The following is a 19,068-nucleotide window of genomic DNA, read 5'->3' as shown; positions in this document are numbered from 1 at the left end:
AAATGTTAAAGATATCCTTCATTTAAACTATTTAATTGTGATACACGTTACAAAATGTAAAAAAAATAGTATAATAAGACTGAATATTTAGAATCAATATTGACATAATTTGTGTCTATTTTCGCCATGCTTTTCCAGGTTTCGCATAGTGAAACTTCTTTTACGGACACAAATCTCAAAAAAAAGGAAGTGTAAATGAATGTCATCATTGTTTACAATTAACCAAGCGGCATTAAAAATCACGATACTGTACCTTGCTTTGGGAGTCTTGTGGATAACTTTTTCGGATAGATTAGTTGCTTCATTATTTGGGAATTCTAGTACAGCTATTTTAATACAAACGACAAAAGGTATTGGTTATGTTATTGTGACGTCTATTTTATTATTTGCATTAATAAGATATTATTTTAATAAAAATGAACAGATTCATGATAAGTTACTTGATGAGAAAAAGCGTAGGATAGACACACTGATTAATTCGAGAAAAATTCTTGAAAGTTTCACTGATGCTTTTTTTTCGATAGACGGAGATTTTCGTTTAACGTATGTGAATAATGAGGCAACGAAAATGTTAGGGAGAAAAGAAGGAAATTTAATTGGGAAAAATCTTTGGGAGGAATTCCCAGAAGGAAAGAAAACAAAACTCTTTCCAGCGTTGTTGGACGCAAAACAAAATCATCAAAACCAATATTTTGAAGAGTATTATAAGGCACAATCATCATGGTTTGATGTGAGGGTTTTTCCAACGGACGTAGGGGCGTCAGTGTTCTTTTTAAATATAAATCAACGAAAAAAACACGAAGAGGACTTAGAATACTTAGTACAATATGATTTCATGACAGGGCTACGCAATCGTTTTAGTTTAACAAAAGACGCAGAACATCTTCTCATGACCGCAGAGAAAAATGATACAAAAGTGGCGTTGATTGTTATAGATCTTAACCGTTTTAAAACGGTAAATGATACTTTTGGGCATCATATTGGAGACGAATTGTTGAAACAAGTTGGAAAAAGACTAAAACTTTTATCTGAAAAAATGCAAATTAGCGTGTATCGTAATGGCGCAGATGAATTCAGCATTCTATATGGTAATATGACATCATTTGCAAAATTACATGAAGTATTAGAATTTACGAATAAAGAGCTAAGTAAACCATATTTTTTAGACGGACAGCACATTGTAGTTGATGTAAGTATAGGAATTTCGATTTTTCCTGAGGACTCAAGGGATCTTCACACTCTTTTCCAGCATGCTGATATAGCAATGTATTTAGCGAAAGAAGAAGCAGGGAATAGTATCGAATTTTATCTCAAGGAACGCCATCAGACAATAGACTCATTTAAGCTAGAACATGATTTGAAAAGAGGTTTGCAAAATCAAGAGTTTTATTTGCAGTATCAACCAAGGTACGACTTAAAAAAAGATAAGATTGTAGCTGTTGAAGCTCTGATTCGTTGGAACCATCCAAAGAAAGGGCGAATTCCACCGTTAGATTTTATTCCTATTGCAGAAGAAACGGGGTATATTATCCCTTTAGGTGAATGGATCATTCAAGAATCATTTGCTCAATTAAAAAAATGGGAAAATGACGGTCTTGATCTGGAAATGTCGATAAATTTATCAGCAAATCAAATAAGAAAAAGTACGTTCGTTGAGGAAGTAAGTTTGTTAATCGAAAAATTTAATGTTACACCGAAGAAAATAGAATTTGAAATTACAGAAACAGTATTAATGTATCATATTGAAACGAGCCTTGATACGATTAATGGCCTGAAGAAATTAGGTTGTAGAATTGCTTTAGATGATTTTGGAACAGGATATTCTTCGCTGAATTATTTGAAAATAATTCCAGCTGATTTTGTGAAAATAGATCGTTCCTTTATGAATGATATCCCTGTGAATAAAGTAAATACCGCTATCGTTGAAACAATTATTCATTTAACTAGGAAGTTAGGGATGTATGTTATTGCAGAAGGTATAGAAAACAAGGATGTCATACCTTTCTTGAAGCGACATGAATGTGATGGGATTCAAGGATTTATAATCAGTAAGCCAGTAGATGGGAATGATATTCCTATCATTATGCAAGACCCGATTCTGATCTCCTAAAAACTAGTCTAGATGCTTTTAAATATTTCATGTAAAATACGAGCTAGAGTATAATAATCGATTAAGTGGAGTTTTGTTATTTAGGAGGAAAATTAGATTGTCTAAACGAAAAGAACGGATGAGAGCCCGAGTAGATGAAGGTAGAAAAGAGTTTATAATAAAAGAGGGGCTTTATCATTTTGCTATAAAACTCTGGTTGTTGTATATGGTTGTGACATTTATTATCTCTTTTCGCTTTGATTTCACCCTTTTTCTCACACAAGGAGAATTACTAAGAAGTGGTCTTTACTTATTGGTTTTCCTTGCAATAGGGGCATATTGGGGATTTATTTGGTATCAAGTACACTTAGCAGAAATTAAACAAGAAGCAGAGCAAGAAAAACACAGTAAAAAAAGTCATCAGAAAGCTAGAAAATAAAGAAAAGCAGGCTACCTCACTTAAATGAAAGGGGGAGCCTGTTTTTAGATATAAATGAAAGTTCCCCAAAATGCTTCGTAAAACCTTGCTTCATGTAAAGTACTCTATCGTGGATTCAGGGAAGTATTGTTGCTGATAATTGTGTAAGTGCTGTTGGATATCGTCTTGTTCGTTTTTTTGATAAACATACTTTCCTATTCCGTATTTCCCCCATTTGTACTTTCTTTTTTCTTCATTCAACTCTAGCTTTGTCATCGGATAATTTTTTTGTATCACCCGTTTAGCTGGTTTGGTAAATCGGTGTTGGATCAATTCGAAGGTCAGATCATTTCGAATGTGTTTCGGTAAATGTTCGTCAAGCAATTGGAACATTTGTAAATATCCTTCTTCCCATCCTTCGTGTAAGTAAATTGGTGCGACAATAAACCCGAGAGGATATCCTGCTTCAGCTACTTTGACTGCTGCTTTAATTCTTTCAATGAGTGGAGATGTCCCATGTTCAAAGTTACGAATGACATAATCTGCATTGATGCTAAAACGAAATCTCGTTTTTCCTTGGTGAGCAGCATCTAACAAGTGGTCAACGTGATGATATTTTGTTACAAAACGTAGTTTTCCATAATCTGATTTTCCGAAATACTCAATGGCTTTTTTTAATGAATGTGTTAAATGATCGATTCCAACGATATCAGATGTGCAGGCAGCTTCAAACCTTGTTTCATCTGGGGCTCTTTCTTTCATATACATTTCGGCAGCTGAAAGAATTTCTTCGACATTTACATACGTGCGAATATAAGGTTTACTGCCCATTGTTGTTTGTAGATAACAATATTGACAGTGACCCATGCAACCAGTAGCTAGTGGAATAGCATATTCAGCTGATGGTTTAGATGTATCAAATTTCAGTGTCTTTCTGATACCAACTACAAGTGTAGATTTTGCATTTCGATATTTCTGTAAATCGTTTTTTCCTGGAATATTTCTTACTTGATTATGAGAAGTTGTTTTTCTTATTTCAATACCCATTTTTTCAAATTTTATTTTCAGTTGTTTTCCTAACGGATACTCGAGCGCTCCTGGTTCTATATAGACGAGTTGAGGAACGAAAGGCTCTATCATAAATCGTAACCCTCTTGAATAGGATTACTGGTGTCGTTCTCATTTTGATCATAAAAAGAGTGATTATATTCTTCTTCTGCCTCATCATAGCTTGAGTAAATTGCGAAATCGTCCGTTAAAGGATAATATTCATCCATAAAGAAGAGAGAGAGTTCACCAGGGTGATATGGATTTTCAACGATATTGGCTCCTTGGATATGTGCAACAGATTGTGTGTGGGGGTTGCGTTGAATGACATAAACATGATCCCCAGAATGATATTCATTATTTTTCATGATTAATCTGCTCCTTTTGTTATTCGTATTAAATTCGATTCTTATGGTACTTTTGTATATTTCATTATTTTTATCATGATAAGTATCGTCTTTATTTATCCTTGGTAAATTATTTCTACATATAAAAAAACGACAGCAATAAAGCTGTCGTTTTAATACTTTTTGTACTATTCTTGTTCATCATTTTTCTGTTCAGGCTTTACTGTTTCGAGTTCTATTATCTTTTTTTCGAGAATTTCCACTTTCTCTTTTAATCCAATGAACTCATCTCTAGAAACAATATTCAAATCTTCCATGACAGAACGCATTTTTTCTTTTGTGCGACTATTCCATTGTTCTTCCGTTTCCTCTCCTTTTTTTAGAAGAGATTGATACAATTCATCCGCCTCTTTTGGGGTAACCTTTCCTTTAGCAAGAAGGTCATCCACATACTTATCAACTCTTTCTTTACTGGAAACAGCAGCACCTAATCCTAACAAGAAACCTGTTTTTAATAAATTCGCCATAATAAAAAACCTCCTAAATGGTTTTATTTTCTATAATTATTCACCCACCGTTTATGAAGTAGGAAGGTTACTAAGCTAAAGATAAATGAGACAATCGTCAATACTATTGTGATCATTTGTAGCAAAGAATGATCAATTAATACAGATATTAGTAAAAAGGATAACATAAACAAAAAGGATATTGAAGATCCAATCATTAAAAGCATGTATCGTTGGTGATCAAATGAACGCCATTGCCGTCTTTCCTCAGACCTCCTTTGGTAAGTTGGAGATTCTAGCCATTCATTTATATTACGAGGAATGGACAGCAAAGGTTTCACAGAATCTTTTAAAACTTGCATTTGAAGACTACCTTGGTCTTCATCATTTTCTTCAAGCCAAGTCATGACAACTGGTTTTCCTAATTCCATGAAATCTATATCAGGATCAATGATTGTAAGGACACCTACACCAATTGATGCCGCTCGTCCTAAAAAGGCAAACTCAGCAGGTAATTGAATAGGTTGTTCACGGACAATTTCTTGCAAATCTAGAAATATTTCTTCGACAGTTTCTTGATCCAACTCTTTAATCCCTTGCTCAAGGTACATATTAATATATGTTTTTAATAAAGTAGCGAGCTTAAATTTATTTGCATGTGGTAACAGAAAACCAAGTTCTTGCAGTTGATCAATTGCTAATTGGTAATCATCCAAAACAAGACCTTGGATCATTTTTCTTATTTTCGCAGATTCTTCTCGTGAAATTTCACCAACCATACCGAAATCGAGTATAACAATCATACCTTCTTTTGTTACTAAAATATTCCCTTGATGAGGATCGGCATGGAACATTCCATAATCGAATAGTTGATCGACAAAGAACTGGAATACTCGGCGAGATGTATCTTTTCTATCTATATTATGTTGTTTTAAGAAAGACAAATCCGTTACTTTACGACCATCCATCCATTCCATAACAAGGACTCTTCTCGTGCTGTATTCTTCATAAAATTGTGGAATATAGTAGTCTTCACTGTCATGAAACCTTTTTTGAAAATACTGGCCATTTTTCAGTTCCTTATGATAATTTAACTCATTACCAATAATCGAAACTACTTCTTTATAAAGAGCTTTTGTATCCGTTTCTTTACCAAATTTAGTGAAAACACGGGTGATCCATAATACGATACGCAGTGCTTTGAAGTCAGTACGGATGATTTTATCAATATTATGTCGTTGTATTTTAATAGCTACCTCTTGTCCGTTATGAAGTTTCCCTTTGAAAACTTCACCTATTGATGCAGAAGCAACAGGTCTATCACCAATTTCAGCTAAATAATTTTCAAGCCCTTGTCCCCATTCTTCCTCCAATATTTTTTTTGAAATATGAGTGGGAACAGGAGGTACTTGGTCAATGAGATCAGCCAGTTCTTTTAGAAATACCTCTGGCATAATATCTGCTCGAGTACTTAAAAACTGACCAACTTTAATCATTAAGCCTTCTAACTTAATTGCTTTTTCTCGATACTCTGCTGCTTGTTTTTTTAATAATTGTTCCCATTTTTCTTGCGTATCAGCCGTCCATGTTTTATTTCGTTTATTAAAAATATACAGTTGGAATACAATTTTTATAAACATAGCTACGATTATAATAATCCTATATAGTGAGAAATTTTTCACAGTGATCCTCCTGTCGATCAGTCGCCCTCTATGTAATGGAGACGAATAAAAAAACCTATTATCTCTTATACCCGTTTCATTATAAATATATGTCACTATTTCCCCTATAAACATTTGACAGTTAAATAAACATTTGTTTAAAATAAAGGCAGAGGTGAACGATAAATGGTAAAGGAGAAATTTTAATGAATGCAAAGGAGCAAATGATTTATGAACTTATACGTAATAATCCTTATATTACTCAACTAGAACTTTCTGAGAGGCTTAACATTTCACGATCAGCCATTGCAGGATATATTTCATCACTAACGAGAAGTGGAGATATTGTTGGTCGAGCATATGTTCTAAATGAAGGTAAAAAAATACTATGCGTAGGTGGAGCCAACATTGATCGTAAAGCAAAGTTGGATCAAGATTTCAAATGGAGAGATTCTAATCCAGTTTATGTGACGGAATCTGTAGGAGGAGTCGCAAGAAATGTTGCTGAAAATTTGTCGCGCCTTCATGTTTCTACTTCATTATTTACAGCTACCGGGTATGATCAAGAAAGTGAGAAAATGTGGTTGGGTTCTTCGATGATTGATCGTTCTGCATCTTTGCAAAAACATGGTGAACGAACGGGTAGCTATACAGCAGTACTTGATGCTGAAAATGAGATGATGTTTGCATTAGCAGATATGGATATTTATGATTCGATTACCCTAGACGATTTAAATAAAGTGGCTAGTCATATTCGAACGGCAAGCATCTTAATATTGGATACGAATTTTCCGGAAAATGTACTGCAAGAAATCATTCAAAATAAAAGAAAGGAACAACTATTAGCTGTAGTACCTGTTTCTGCGAAAAAAATAAACCGATTACCTGAGAATTTATCAAATGTGGATTATTTGATTCTTAATAATGATGAACTTGATGCCTTAGTAGAAAGATTTTCGATAAATTCAGCTTTAGATGTTAAAGAGAAGATGTTGGAGTTGAAAAAGCATGGGGTGAAAAATATAATCGTTACGTTAGGAAAAAAAGGCGTTTATTACGTAACCAAAGTGGAAGAAGGTTTTATAGAAGCAGTGCCTGCTAAGGTAAAGGATGTAACAGGAGCTGGAGATGCTTTTGCAGCTGGTTTTTTTTACGCTACCTTTCATGAAAAAACGGTCTTAGAAGCTTGCAAGCATGGATTATGTTTAGCTAAATTCACATTAGAAACAAACGATTCTGTTGCTAAAAACTTAGATGAAACGGTTTTTGATTTGTAAAGAATCAAAACATAAAACATAAAACATAATTCTCTGTCATTATAGCATGTCGATAGTATCGCATTAAATATCATTAGGAGGAAGAAATAATAATATGAATATTTCACAATATATTGAGTTTTCACCGGAGGTACAAGCAGCAAAGGAAGCGAACAAGCCTATTGTAGCACTTGAGTCAACAATAATATCTCACGGTATGCCTTACCCACAAAATGTTGAAACGGCAACAAAAGTAGAAGAGATCATTCGAGCAAGAGGAGCCGTTCCAGCTACAATTGCAATTATAGGTGGAAAAATAAAAGTAGGCTTAACGAATGAAGAGCTTATCTCTTTAGCGCAAGAAATGGACGTTGTTAAAGTAAGTCGAAGAGATTTACCTGCTGTTTTAGCTATGAAAAAAATGGGGGCAACAACGGTAGCCGCGACTATGATTTGTGCCGAATTAGCAAATATTGAAGTGTTTGTGACAGGAGGTATCGGTGGAGTCCATAGAGGAGCGACAGAAACGATGGATGTTTCTGCTGACTTGCAAGAGTTAGCTAAAACGAATGTAGCGGTCGTTTGTGCAGGAGCAAAATCTATATTGGATATCGGATTAACGTTGGAGTATTTGGAAACACAAGGGGTTCCTGTTGTAGGTTATGAAACAAATCAATTTCCAGCTTTTTATACGAGGGAAAGTGGTTTTGGTGTAGATGTACATGCCCACTCTGCTGAAGAAGTTGCAGAAATGTTGAAAGTGAAGTGGGATTTGAATCTTCAAGGAGGCGTAGTGATTGGTAATCCTGTACCTTTGAATGATGAGATGGACAAATCAACGATTGATGCGATCATTGACGCAGCCCTTGCTGAAGCAAAAAAACAAAATATTAATGGGAAAGAGACAACACCGTTTCTTTTAGACCGATTAAAGATGATGAGTGAAGGTGCGACATTGAAAACAAACATAGCTCTTGTAGAGAATAATGCTCGAGTTGGTGCAGAAATTGCTGTAGCATTTAAAAACAGATAATATCGTAAAAGTTAAAAACCAAGAAGAACGTCTCGTAGAAGACTTCTTCTTGGTTTTTTAGGGATTAGCGCTATTTTTAGATTTCTGTTTTTAGAACAAATTTTCCATAAAGGAATGTTAGTACGAATGGAACAACGATACTTATGAACATTCCGATGAAAAATGGTGCCCAATCTTGTGGGAAGATGGATAAGAAAGCAGGTAATCCACCAACACCGACTGCATTTGCAAGAACATGATTAATGGAGATAAATGTTCCGGCAATAGCTGAACCGATAATAGCACAGATGAAAGGGAATTTATAACGTATATTTACCCCAAACATGGCAGGTTCCGTAATTCCTAAATAAGCGGATATGGCCGATGTACCTGACAAACCTTTTAAATTTTCGTTTTTCGTAACAAAAATCATTGCTAAAGCGGCAGATCCTTGAGCAATATTAGACAATGCAAGGATTGGCCACAAGAATGTACCTCCATCTGCTGGAGCGGTAAGTTGTATATCAACAGCTAAGAAAGCATGGTGCATTCCGGTTACGACGAGTGGAGCATATAAAATACCGTAAACCAAACCGCCAAGAGCAGGAAGTACGTCAAATAACCAAACAAATAAACCAGTGATACCGTTCCCTAAAGCAAAAGTAATCGGTCCAATGACGATAAATGTAATAAAACCAGTGACTAGAAGGGCGACAGGTGCGACAACTAGTAATTGAATCGATTCTGGTACTCGTTTACGTAAAGCTAATTCAATTTTAGATAAGATATAGGAAGCAAATAATACAGGTAATACTTGTCCTTGGTAACCAATTGCCTCTACTTCAAAACCGAATAAATTCCATACAGGTACTTCACCTGCTGATGATGCATCAGCATAAGCCCAAGCGTTTAATAAATCAGGGTGAACCATGATTAAACCTAGAACGATCCCGAGTATATCACTACCTCCAAATCGCCTAACTGCAGACCAACCAATTAATGCTGGCAAAAAGGCGAACGCAGCACTTGCAATAATGTTAATCATTTCAGCTAAATCAGCCCACTGAGGATAAACTTGGATGAGAGACTGCTCATCAAAAAAGATTCCTTCTCCAGCAAGGATATTATTTAGACCTAGCAGTAAACCAGCCGTAACGATAGCAGGTAGAATTGGAATGAAAATATCGGCTAATGTTTTAATACCTTTTTGAAACGGATTTAATTTTTCCGACCCGGCATCTTTCACATCTTGTTTGGACGATTCGCCGATATCTGTCATGGCAATCAATTCACGATAAACTTGATCGACAGTGCCTTGACCAATGATAATTTGAAATTGCCCGTTCGTAGAAAAAGAACCTTTTACAATATCGATCGCTTCCAGCTTATCGGTATCTACTTTGGACTCATCTTTCAAGGCTAGTCGAAGTCGGGTAACACAATGAGTGGCTTTATTGACATTTTCTTCGCCACCAATTGCTTCAAGAATGTCACGAACTTGCTGTTCGTATTTTTTCATAGTAGAACCTCCTAAATAAATCGTTTACATAAAATTGTATATACAAGTTCCTGTTGATAGTTTCATTATAATTTGTATATACAAGTTTTGCAACCGTTTTATTTTAGAAATTATTTCTATGAATAAGCCAACAGTAAAGAAAGTCACCCTAAGCTTTGTCATATAAAGCAAGGTGACTTTCTTTTTGTTTTAGAAAGGTTATCAAATTATGCTTTCCCTCGAAAAGTGATATTCATGGATAAGAGTCTATTTGTAAGTAGTAATGAAAATAAAAGAAATGTAGTAAATCCTATCCAATAAGAAATGATTCTTAATAAATCAGCGTTCCAAGGAGCAAGTGACGAAACAATCATTCCGCCTAGTAAAGATAAACAGATAGTAATAATGATTAAAAAGATAGGGTTTAGTACTTTAAATATTAGAAATTCACCATTGTGTTCAATTTTGTTTTTTTGATATAAATGAACTCCTAGCCAAAGAAATAGACCAGTTAAAATTATTGGAAATACTATTGTTGATGCAAGAGAAGGGTGATTCATCACATACATAAAAGGAGTTAAAAACTCCAACCATGTTGGTGAACTAATGAAAATTCGAAAATGAACATTAATCAGTTCTTGCATTAAGAAAAATATTCCTAAAGGAAAAATACCAATCAGAAACGTTAATATGACTTGAGAAATCATTTCTCCGGAAATAGCTCCGATTAAGAGTGTAAATGTAAAAAACATGATAAACCCTAAAAGAGGTCCCCAAAAAATTTCAATCCAATTTGCAAGTTCTAGGGCAAAGCGATATTCAGATTGATAAATAATAACGTATGCCACAAAGAAATTGACGATATGAAAAAGTGTGATAGCCGCAGTTCCATAACACCACTTAGCTAAAAATAAGTCTTGTCTTTTAAATGGTAAAGAGAATGTAAAGTCATTTCTTCTAGTATTTCGTTCTAAACCGATCAAAAGACAGGCTAAAGCAATGATACCTAAAGATAAAAGTATCGGGAGTGTTCCTTGAGAGAATATTTCTAGAACTTCCCAAGCTTGTATTTCGTATGTATAGTCCTCTACTTGCTGCGCTTGGTGTTCTTGTTCTTTCCATCTTTCTAGAGACAATATCGATTGGAAAGGTAAATGTAGAATAAACAGTGCGAGAATCATCCAAATAATAATACGCGTTTGTTTATAATTCTGATACCATAGAGCTTTATAAAACATCTTCATCACCACCTAATTTGGCTACGAATAAGTCTTCTAATGATAAAGCGAGTTCTTCAAAGAGAAGAGGTGAGATTTCTGTTATCTTTTTCTGAATTTCAAGATTATTTTTATCCATGAGGATTGTATACACTCGACCCGTTTGATGAAGGATGTCCACGTGCTTACTCAAAAATTCAGGTATGATCCCATCACCATCAAAGACAATTTGAACTTTTTTGTACATTTCTTTCATTTCGTCTAATTCATAATGACTGTCTACTTTTCCATCTTTAATCATAATAATATCGTTGGCCATAAATTCTAGTTCATCTAGTCGATGAGAAGAGATAATAACAGCTACATCATTTGTAGAAACTTCTTCGACGAGAATCTTAAGAACTTGTTTTTTTACGATAACATCTAGTCCATCCGTTGGTTCATCAAGAAGGATGTATTTCGCTTTTGTTGAAAAAGCAACAACGAGTGAAAAGAGTGCCTTCATTCCTTTAGAGTAATTTCCAATTTTATTTATAGCTTTTAATGAAAATCTATCCATTAAATCATAGAAATAATGTTCATCAAATTGAGGGTAGATACTTTTATATAACGTAAGCATTTCTTTTGTACTATAATTTTTCATTGCTTCGGAAGAATCAGGAACAAAGATAACTTGCTCTTTAAGCTTTGGATAGAGAAAAATACTCTGTTCATCGATTGTAATATCACCTTTGGAGGGGTCTAGGATTCCGACCATCGTTCGTAATAGTGTCGTTTTTCCTGCACCATTACGTCCAATAATTCCGACAATATTACCAGTTTTCACGTGAAAGTCGATATCAGATAAGATTCGTTGGCCGTGAATGAATTTAGATATATGATTAACTTTCATCGTTTTCTCCCTCCATTTCTTCATAAACGTCATTAAACCAACGAAGAAGCTCTTGTTTTGAAAAACCTGCATAATAACTATCGATGATGACTTGTTTAAAACTTTGTTTCAAATTCTCTTCTTGTTGTGGGGTATGTGATTGGATAAGTTCTTCTGAAACAAATGTACCTTTTCCTCTCACGGTTGTAATAACCCCTTGGCGCTCTAATTCTTGATAAGCTTTGCTTACTGTATTAGGGTTAATAACCATTTGTGAAGATAATTCTCGAACAGAAGGTAGCTTTTCATTTGGTTTAAGGAGGCCTTTTGCATACATTTCTTTCACCTGGTGAATTAATTGTTCATATAGTGGTGTATTATTTTTAGGGTTAATTTGAAAATACAAAATCATCACCGCCTTTTTTGGCTTAAAATTATGTGTATCATATGTATTAGTACACGTAGAGTTTAATTGGATATTCGAATTTTGTCAATATAAAAAAGCCCATAAGGTATGAGCTTTTCCTAGTTATGAATGAAATGATTTAAGAGAATTGATTTGGCGTGCTTTTAGCCAAGGAGTAAGAAAGGACAGTAAATGAGAGGACGGTGACTGGAAAACTCTTTCAATTTTTCCCTGATCAGCAGCAGTCCCTTTATGAATATAAAGAAGATGCGATGCTAAGTGTTCAACTTCTATTAAATCGTGGCTAATAAGAAATGTCGTCGTTTTTGTATCCTGCAAGATTTTTTGGAGCTCTTCAAGTAACACCATTTTTGTTGGGAAATCCAAAGCTGAAAAAGGTTCATCTAAGAATAAAAGTCTAGGTTCTAAGACAAATGCTCTTGCCAAATTCATCCTTTGAGCTTCGCCACCAGATAAAAGGTGTGCTTTTTTGGTCGCAAGGTGAGCAATGTGAAATCGTTCAAGCCACGAGTATACTTTTTTATGGCGTTCTGTTTTACTCATTTTCCTCAGCTTTAATCCAATTTCTACATTGTCATAAACTGAACCAACAAATCTGTAATCGTGTTGAAAAACACAAGCCCATTCCCGCCTCATATGTAATGGAGCGTTGTCAATATTAACAGGTTTCCCTTTATAAATCATCTCACCTTGATGAGGGGGTTCTAATAAACTTAATGCTTTTAATAGTGTTGATTTACCGGCACCATTTTCTCCCATGATTCCAATAACATCCCCTTCATTTAATGAAAGATGATCAAGTCTGACAATTGTTTCGTTGGATTTTTCACAGATAAACTTACGGTATTCTAGAAAGTTTGTCATACAGTCACATCCCGCTGTTGAAACTTGAGTAATATGAACGTGAGGATCAAGGCGATAGTCATTAGAATAAATGAAAGAGCAATGGCAATTTCAAAATTTCCTCGAGATACTTCCATGACCATGGCAGTTGTGAGAATTCTAGTCTCTCCTTTTAAGTTCCCACCCACCATCATCGCTGCACCAACCTCAGCTAAAACTCTGCCTAAACCAGCCATAATAGCTGCCCAAATCCCAAATTGAGCTTGTTTGAATAATAATAAAATATGTTGCATTTTTGTTGGAGCTAAAGCTTTTATTTGAAGTCTCGTCCCTTCATCTATTTTTTTGAAAGCGGAGTAGGAAAGAGAAATAATGATGGGTAATGAGACGACAATTTGAGCAATTACAATCGCATAAGGGGTGAATAACCATTGCAATTCACCAAGAGGACCGGATCTCCATAGAAAAATAGTTACCCATAAGCCTGCAACAACAGGTGGAAGACCCATGCCAGCATGACTAAGGAGAATCAATAACTTCCTGCCACGAAAAGAGGTGAATGTAAATGTCATACCAAGTGGGACACCGATAATGGTACTTATAAACGTAGACAGAAGACATACTTGAATGGTTAACCATGTAATTTGAAAGATTTCTTGATTTCCAGAAATGATCATTTGAAAAGCTTCTATCAAACCAGTCCATACGATTTCCATTTAAGACACCCCATCACTATTCTTCTACTAAATGTGGGGAAAATAACGGTTCTCCCCATTTTTCTGTTCCATAAGAACCAATCAATTCTTGTACATCTTTATCTAAAAAAAATGTCACAAATGCTTTTGCAGCACTGGCGTTGATTTGGCTATCATTCGTTGGATTAACTTGCATGATATGATAAATGTTTTCTAATGTTTCATCTCCTTCAACAAGAATAGATAACGGCTGCAAGCTGTCTTGTAAAAAAAGAAAAGTTCCGCGGTCGGTTAAGCTGTAGCCGTTTTTTTCAGCGGCAATTCGTAACGTTTCTCCCATCCCTTGCCCTGTCTCTTGATAGGTAGAAAAGGTTGGTTCGACGTTGGCGTCCTTCCATAAAGCGATTTCTTTCATGTGGGTACCAGAATCATCACCCCTAGAGTAAAAAGGTAGTTCATGTTTTTGAATGGAAGTAAAGGCGTCTTCTATAGTTAACCCTTTCATACCGATTGGATCATCTTCGGGCCCTAAGAGGACAAAATCATTATGCATCACTCTATGACGATTAATAAGTATTCCTTGTTTTTCCATGACTTCTTCTTGTTCAGGTGCATGAACGAGTAGAGCATCTACTTCGCCTTTTTGTGCTAAATTCAATGCTTGGCCAGAACCTACTGCGATCACTTTTACATGAATACCTGTTTCGTCTTGAAAAATCGGGATAAGAACGTCTAGTAGACCGCTGTCGTATGTACTTGTTGTTGTCGCAACAAGTAATTGGTCATTTCGTTTGGAAGATTGTTCCTTTTCGCAGCTAGAAAAGAAAACGAGCATCATTGTTAGAAGGATGCTTAAAAGTGTAAGCCTCATCTCCATCACCTTTTTCAATAAAGTGGATCATCACGTTTGCATGATTTTCCCTATATTCGATACATCATAACCGGATAAGTTTTTAACTGAATTTTTCAAAGAATCCGATTGGAGGACTTCTAATAAAGATGTTAAAGCTTGTTTATTTGAGTCTGTCCATTTAAAAATAAGGTCAAACGATTCTTTAGAAATAGGTTCAAAGGAGAGACCTAAAATATGAGCTATTGGTTCAATTCCAATCGTTACGTCAGCTTGCTCACTCATGAGTTGATTCGCTGCAGCGTAATGCGTCCATTCAATGTTTTCATACCCGTCTATCAGTGATGAAGATATGTTTTGGTCTTTTAATTGCTGATCGATCAGTTGTCTAGTTCCAGAGCCAGGTTGCCGATTTACAAAAGTGATATCTTCTCTTAGCAGGTCTTCCCAAAGGAAGATCTTTTTTGGGTTGCCTTTTTTCGTAATAAAACCTTGGTTTCGTTCCGTTAAGTGAACAACGGTCACTTTGTCATCAGGGAAAAATTGCTCTACAATTGGGACGTTGTATTGTTTTCTTGCTTGGTCATATAAATGAACGGCAGCAATATCACATTCTTCACGATATAAAGACATACATCCTTCTAAACTTCCGATAAAAGATGGCTGAATAGAGAGTGAATTCTCATGATTGACAATTTGACAAATTTTCTCTAAAAGAATGTCGTGACTTCCGTGCAGCCGTATGGCTTTTCTATTAGGAGCATATATTTCTTGTTTTTGTATCGTTGAGTGACGTTTTTTGTAATGTTCTAGTTGAATTTCTTCAATTCGCATTTTATTACCGACTTTAAATGCGTTTAATTCTTTACGTTTAATTAATTCATAAACCGTATGTTTTGAGATTTGCAGTAATTGTGCCACTTCTTCAGGTGTGTATATTTTATTCATATGTCAACACCTTCCATGTTTAAGTACCTATATTTTCTCATAATTGAGGTCTGTTCGCCACGTTTTATTTAGTTTTGTTAAGTTTTATTAAGTTACATTGAGTTCAGTATTTTTCTTTAACAGGCTTCGAATGTGGAAATGTGAATAGGTATTCAGTTATTGCTGTTCATTTTCACAAATGTATACTAAAATAGATCAATAGGAAATGTCAGAATTCACAATTAATAGAGATAAGCGAATAAACTGGAGGATTGAGTGCAATATGAGAAAAATACTAGTTTTGGGTGGAACGAAGTTTTTCGGTAAAAGGCTTGTTCAGAAGTTATTGAAAAACGGGGACGAAGTAACAGTGGCAACTCGAGGTGAAACACCTCATCCATTTGGCGAGCAAGTACATCACTTAACCGTAGATCGTTTTGATCGTGGTTCGATGGAAAGAACTTTTCAGGATGGCGAATGGGATGTCATCTATGATCAAATTTGCTTCTCTCCTGATGATGCTGTTGATGCATGTGAAATTTTTGCTGGCAGAGTAGAAAGGTACGTGTTTACATCTACCTTATCCGTTTACGAATTTAATGGAAATGCGGAAAAAATCGAAAAAGATTTTGACCCTTATAACTATGAAGTGAAATTGGGTAGAAAAGAACAGTTTGATTATGGAGAAGGGAAACGTTTAGCTGAAGCAGTTTTCTTTCAAAAAGCACCTTTTTCAGTCGTTGCTCCCAGACCACCTGTTGTTTTCGGATTGGATGATTATACAGAAAGGCTCCATTATCATGTCAGGAAAGTATTGAACGAAGAGAAAATTGGCCTTGATCATCCAGAAGCGAGAGTATCTTTTGTTGATTCAGAAGATTTAGCAGAATTTTTATTTTGGACAGGTTTTCAACAATTTACAGGTCCAGTAAATGCTTCATCACCTGATCAAATTAGCCTTGAAAAAATGATTCATTTAATAGAACAAGCTTCAGGTAAAAAAGCGAATGTTACTGCTGCTCATTCGAAAGAGGAGTCGTCACCGATTAATTTCCCAGTATCTATCTTTCAAGATGTTTCAGCGGCAGAAGCAAATGGGTATCATTTTAGGAACCTTTCAGATTGGTTTGAACAACTAATTAAAGATATTGTAGCAGAAGAAACAAGAAAATCCATATAATATGGGTTTTCTTGTTTTTTTGACCTTAACAGCATTTGAGTGGTGAAGTTCACATATGTAAGAACTAGAAATAGGGTATCTTTACAGTTATTTTTTCGACATTACGTAAACGTTTACTTTACTATAGATTATGTCTGTGGGAAAATAGAAGAAAGAGATTATACATAAAAAATAGTAAATAGAATAAATGAAAATGGAGGCGATAATATGAAGCGTCAATGGTGGAAAGAAGCTGTTGTATATCAAATATATCCTAGAAGTTTTAATGATTCTAATGGAGATGGAATTGGTGACATTCAGGGCATAATAGAAAAAGCAGACTACTTGAATGAACTAGGGATTGATGTTGTCTGGTTGTCTCCTGTCTACAAATCACCTAATGACGATAACGGCTACGATATTAGCGATTATCAAAAGATCATGGACGAATTTGGAACAATGGAAGATTGGGATGAAATGTTAGATGCATTGCATGATAGAGGCATTAAATTGATTATGGATTTGGTTGTAAACCATACGTCTGATGAGCATCCGTGGTTTGTGGAATCTCGTAAATCAAAAGACAATCCTTATAGGGATTATTATATTTGGCGAGATGCGAAACAAGACGGAAGTGAACCGAATAATTGGGTTTCTTTTTTTAGCGGGTCTGCTTGGGAATACGATAGAAAATCGGAGCAATATTTTCTTCACTTGTTTACGAAGCGGCAACCGGATTTGAATTGGGAAAACCCTGACGTACGTGAGGAAGTTTATAACATGATGACATGGTGGCTTGAAAGAGGTGTTGATGGCTTTCGAATGGACGTGATTAATAACATATCAAAAACACCAGGATTACCAGATGCATCAGTGAAGGACCCTCAATCGACTTACCAATTTGCTGCAGAACATTTCGCAAATGGACCAAGGTTAATGGAATACCTTGCTGAAATGAAAGAACAAGTTTTGAATCATTACGACATTATGACTGTTGGTGAAACAGCATTTTTACCGATTGAATCAGCTCGTCAAATGACTGATGAGCAAAATGGATTTTTGAATATGGTTTTTCAATTCGAACATATGGCTGTTGACGCGAAACCGGGTACTCATGCAGGTAAATGGGAAACGAGACAGTGGGAACTTCCAGAACTAAAGGAAATCATGTCTAAATGGGATAAAGAAATGGATGGTGTCGGTTGGAACAGTTTATATTTAAATAACCATGACCAACCGCGACAAGTTTCAAGATTTGGTGATGATAAACGATACCATAAACAATCTGCAAAGTTATTAGCTACGTACCTTCATACGATGAAGGGAACGCCATATATATATCAAGGGGAAGAGCTAGGGATGACAAATGTACAATTCACAGCAGTGGAAGATTATCGTGACGTGGAAATTCACAACATGTATAAGGAATATACAGAAGAACGAGGTTATTCACACGATGATGTCATGAAGAGAATCTGGACAACCGGAAGAGACAATGCACGGACTCCTGTGCAGTGGGATGATTCAGCGCACGGTGGATTTACATCTGGAGAGCCATGGATCAAAGTGAACCCAAATTATAAAGTCATCAATGCCAAACAACAGGTACGGGATCCCGAATCAATTTTTAATTATTACAAGCAGTTAATCAGCCTTCGAAAACAAGAAGATGTGATTGTGTATGGAGATTACGAGCTTTACTTACCAGAACACAAAGAGCTCTATGTATTCACAAGAGCATTAAAAGACGAAAGGTTACTAGTAATGCTGAACTTCTTTAGCGGAGAGCCTGAGCTCAAGCTTCCAGAAGAAATCACATACACCGACCATTCATTAATGATTAGTAATTATCCGGTAAATCATGAAGAATCTATTTCGAGTTTGAAACTTCGTCCTTATGAAGCAAGAGTGTATAAACTTAAATAGTTTTAGTTAAATCAAAGAACTTATTCCTGTGTGCGAAAAGAACAGAATGGGACGAGTTACTTTCTTCCCGTGGGGATCGTATCATATACAGAGGGAATAGAAAACGAGTCAGAATATTATATCTGACTCGTTTTTTGACTATTTACCAGGAAACTATAGATTTTGAGTTTTGGATAAGTTTTGGTTTTGATGATCGTAGGTGGAGGTCTAATGAGATGTGATTCGATACTCAACAAAAGTCACTAGACTCGACTCTCGCTTACTCCCTTTCTCGAGAAGTTTCTAGGAAAAAATAGAGGCGTTTCTGTTTAAATGTGCT

Annotated in this window: 18 protein-coding genes; 6 read left to right on the top strand and 12 right to left on the bottom strand. The window is 35.4% G+C overall.

Translation table 11 applies throughout. From position 1 onward, the window contains the following. Window positions 1-199: 199 nt before the first annotated feature. Together QDN89_RS03615 and QDN89_RS03610 are read left to right on the top strand one after the other, a co-directional pair. Window positions 200-2,110: a sensor domain-containing protein gene (locus QDN89_RS03615; RefSeq protein WP_280768707.1), complete on the top strand. Its 1,911-nt coding sequence runs from the start codon at window positions 200-202 to the stop codon at window positions 2,108-2,110. A 97-nt stretch (window positions 2,111-2,207) separates the two neighbouring features. Then, window positions 2,208-2,528, top strand: a complete 321-nt coding sequence (locus QDN89_RS03610; RefSeq protein ID WP_280768706.1) for a hypothetical protein — start codon at window positions 2,208-2,210, stop codon at window positions 2,526-2,528. Between the two features lie 90 nt (window positions 2,529-2,618). On the opposite strand, the gene splB is transcribed toward QDN89_RS03610, so the two are convergent. The 4 genes from splB to QDN89_RS03590 all read right to left on the bottom strand — a co-directional run bounded on the left by splB (window position 2,619) and on the right by QDN89_RS03590 (window position 6,089). Continuing rightward, on the bottom strand, window positions 2,619-3,647 hold the full coding sequence (gene splB, locus QDN89_RS03605; protein WP_280768705.1) for a spore photoproduct lyase: 1,029 nt from the start codon (window positions 3,645-3,647) through the stop codon (window positions 2,619-2,621). Next, window positions 3,644-3,922 (bottom strand): transcriptional regulator SplA domain-containing protein, encoded by a 279-nt coding sequence (locus QDN89_RS03600; protein ID WP_280768704.1) that lies wholly within the window; start codon window positions 3,920-3,922, stop codon window positions 3,644-3,646. The genes splB and QDN89_RS03600 overlap by 4 nt, the downstream gene beginning before the upstream one ends. Window positions 3,923-4,089: 167 nt before the next feature. Further along, on the bottom strand, window positions 4,090-4,428 hold the full coding sequence (locus QDN89_RS03595) for a phasin family protein (RefSeq protein WP_280768703.1): 339 nt from the start codon (window positions 4,426-4,428) through the stop codon (window positions 4,090-4,092). A gap of 23 nt (window positions 4,429-4,451) precedes the next feature. Then, complete coding sequence (locus QDN89_RS03590) at window positions 4,452-6,089, bottom strand: ABC1 kinase family protein (protein ID WP_280768702.1); 1,638 nt, start codon at window positions 6,087-6,089, stop codon at window positions 4,452-4,454. 185 nt (window positions 6,090-6,274) lie between these two features. Here QDN89_RS03590 and QDN89_RS03585 point away from each other — a divergent pair, with 185 nt between their 5' ends. Further along, on the top strand, window positions 6,275-7,345 hold the full coding sequence (locus QDN89_RS03585; protein WP_280768701.1) for a carbohydrate kinase: 1,071 nt from the start codon (window positions 6,275-6,277) through the stop codon (window positions 7,343-7,345). A 100-nt stretch (window positions 7,346-7,445) separates the two neighbouring features. After that, entirely contained in the window at window positions 7,446-8,357 is a 912-nt protein-coding gene (locus QDN89_RS03580; protein ID WP_280768819.1) for a pseudouridine-5'-phosphate glycosidase, read from the top strand. Between the two features lie 76 nt (window positions 8,358-8,433). Here the strand turns inward: QDN89_RS03580 and treP are convergent, their stop codons facing one another. From treP to QDN89_RS03540, 8 genes are all read right to left on the bottom strand, one after another. Then, a complete protein-coding gene (treP, locus tag QDN89_RS03575; RefSeq protein ID WP_280768700.1) occupies window positions 8,434-9,855 on the bottom strand; it encodes a PTS system trehalose-specific EIIBC component in 1,422 nt (473 codons plus the stop codon). Window positions 9,856-10,061: 206 nt separating this feature from the next. Continuing rightward, complete coding sequence (locus QDN89_RS03570; RefSeq protein WP_280768699.1) at window positions 10,062-11,072, bottom strand: hypothetical protein; 1,011 nt, start codon at window positions 11,070-11,072, stop codon at window positions 10,062-10,064. Continuing rightward, window positions 11,062-11,943: an ABC transporter ATP-binding protein gene (locus QDN89_RS03565; protein WP_280768698.1), complete on the bottom strand. Its 882-nt coding sequence runs from the start codon at window positions 11,941-11,943 to the stop codon at window positions 11,062-11,064. Before QDN89_RS03565 ends, QDN89_RS03570 begins: the two co-directional genes overlap by 11 nt. Next, window positions 11,933-12,334, bottom strand: coding sequence for a GntR family transcriptional regulator (locus QDN89_RS03560; protein WP_280768697.1), 402 nt, complete (start codon window positions 12,332-12,334; stop codon window positions 11,933-11,935). Before QDN89_RS03560 ends, QDN89_RS03565 begins: the two co-directional genes overlap by 11 nt. 117 nt (window positions 12,335-12,451) lie before the next feature. Beyond that, entirely contained in the window at window positions 12,452-13,213 is a 762-nt protein-coding gene (locus QDN89_RS03555; protein ID WP_280768696.1) for an ATP-binding cassette domain-containing protein, read from the bottom strand. Further along, on the bottom strand, window positions 13,210-13,908 hold the full coding sequence (locus QDN89_RS03550; RefSeq protein WP_280768695.1) for an ABC transporter permease: 699 nt from the start codon (window positions 13,906-13,908) through the stop codon (window positions 13,210-13,212). The genes QDN89_RS03555 and QDN89_RS03550 overlap by 4 nt, the downstream gene beginning before the upstream one ends. 16 nt (window positions 13,909-13,924) lie before the next feature. Then, on the bottom strand, window positions 13,925-14,758 hold the full coding sequence (locus QDN89_RS03545; RefSeq protein ID WP_280768694.1) for an ABC transporter substrate-binding protein: 834 nt from the start codon (window positions 14,756-14,758) through the stop codon (window positions 13,925-13,927). Between the two features lie 30 nt (window positions 14,759-14,788). Continuing rightward, entirely contained in the window at window positions 14,789-15,685 is an 897-nt protein-coding gene (locus tag QDN89_RS03540) for a substrate-binding domain-containing protein (protein WP_280768693.1), read from the bottom strand. A gap of 262 nt (window positions 15,686-15,947) precedes the next feature. On the opposite strand from QDN89_RS03540, the gene QDN89_RS03535 reads away from it, so the two are divergent. After that, a complete protein-coding gene (locus QDN89_RS03535; protein WP_280768692.1) occupies window positions 15,948-16,844 on the top strand; it encodes an NAD-dependent epimerase/dehydratase family protein in 897 nt (298 codons plus the stop codon). Between the two features lie 207 nt (window positions 16,845-17,051). Further along, the gene (locus QDN89_RS03530) at window positions 17,052-18,749 is read left to right on the top strand and encodes a glycoside hydrolase family 13 protein (protein WP_280768691.1); all 1,698 of its coding nucleotides are present in this window, start codon (window positions 17,052-17,054) and stop codon (window positions 18,747-18,749) included. The last annotated feature ends 319 nt before the right edge of the window (window positions 18,750-19,068 follow it).

Origin of the sequence: Salipaludibacillus daqingensis (assembly GCF_029891575.1) — a bacterium.
GTDB lineage: Bacteria > Bacillota > Bacilli > Bacillales > Salisediminibacteriaceae > Salipaludibacillus > Salipaludibacillus daqingensis.
The sequence above is the reverse complement of the archived record's forward strand: the minus strand, read 5'-3'. Positions and strand labels throughout refer to the sequence as shown.

What these genes read in the sequence shown, in the direction of transcription:
- QDN89_RS03570 (WP_280768699.1), bottom strand. Translation starts at nt 11,072, where the DNA reads ATGTTTTATAAAGCTCTATGGTATCAGAATTATAAACAAACGCGTATT.
- QDN89_RS03555 (WP_280768696.1), bottom strand. Translation starts at nt 13,213, where the DNA reads ATGACAAACTTTCTAGAATACCGTAAGTTTATCTGTGAAAAATCCAAC.
- QDN89_RS03585 (WP_280768701.1), top strand. Translation starts at nt 6,275, where the DNA reads ATGAATGCAAAGGAGCAAATGATTTATGAACTTATACGTAATAATCCT.
- QDN89_RS03545 (WP_280768694.1), bottom strand. Translation starts at nt 14,758, where the DNA reads ATGAGGCTTACACTTTTAAGCATCCTTCTAACAATGATGCTCGTTTTC.
- QDN89_RS03540 (WP_280768693.1), bottom strand. Translation starts at nt 15,685, where the DNA reads ATGAATAAAATATACACACCTGAAGAAGTGGCACAATTACTGCAAATC.
- QDN89_RS03560 (WP_280768697.1), bottom strand. Translation starts at nt 12,334, where the DNA reads ATGATTTTGTATTTTCAAATTAACCCTAAAAATAATACACCACTATAT.
- QDN89_RS03565 (WP_280768698.1), bottom strand. Translation starts at nt 11,943, where the DNA reads ATGAAAGTTAATCATATATCTAAATTCATTCACGGCCAACGAATCTTA.
- QDN89_RS03535 (WP_280768692.1), top strand. Translation starts at nt 15,948, where the DNA reads ATGAGAAAAATACTAGTTTTGGGTGGAACGAAGTTTTTCGGTAAAAGG.
- QDN89_RS03600 (WP_280768704.1), bottom strand. Translation starts at nt 3,922, where the DNA reads ATGAAAAATAATGAATATCATTCTGGGGATCATGTTTATGTCATTCAA.
- QDN89_RS03550 (WP_280768695.1), bottom strand. Translation starts at nt 13,908, where the DNA reads ATGGAAATCGTATGGACTGGTTTGATAGAAGCTTTTCAAATGATCATT.
- splB (WP_280768705.1), bottom strand. Translation starts at nt 3,647, where the DNA reads ATGATAGAGCCTTTCGTTCCTCAACTCGTCTATATAGAACCAGGAGCG.
- QDN89_RS03595 (WP_280768703.1), bottom strand. Translation starts at nt 4,428, where the DNA reads ATGGCGAATTTATTAAAAACAGGTTTCTTGTTAGGATTAGGTGCTGCT.
- QDN89_RS03615 (WP_280768707.1), top strand. Translation starts at nt 200, where the DNA reads ATGTCATCATTGTTTACAATTAACCAAGCGGCATTAAAAATCACGATA.
- QDN89_RS03530 (WP_280768691.1), top strand. Translation starts at nt 17,052, where the DNA reads ATGAAGCGTCAATGGTGGAAAGAAGCTGTTGTATATCAAATATATCCT.
- treP (WP_280768700.1), bottom strand. Translation starts at nt 9,855, where the DNA reads ATGAAAAAATACGAACAGCAAGTTCGTGACATTCTTGAAGCAATTGGT.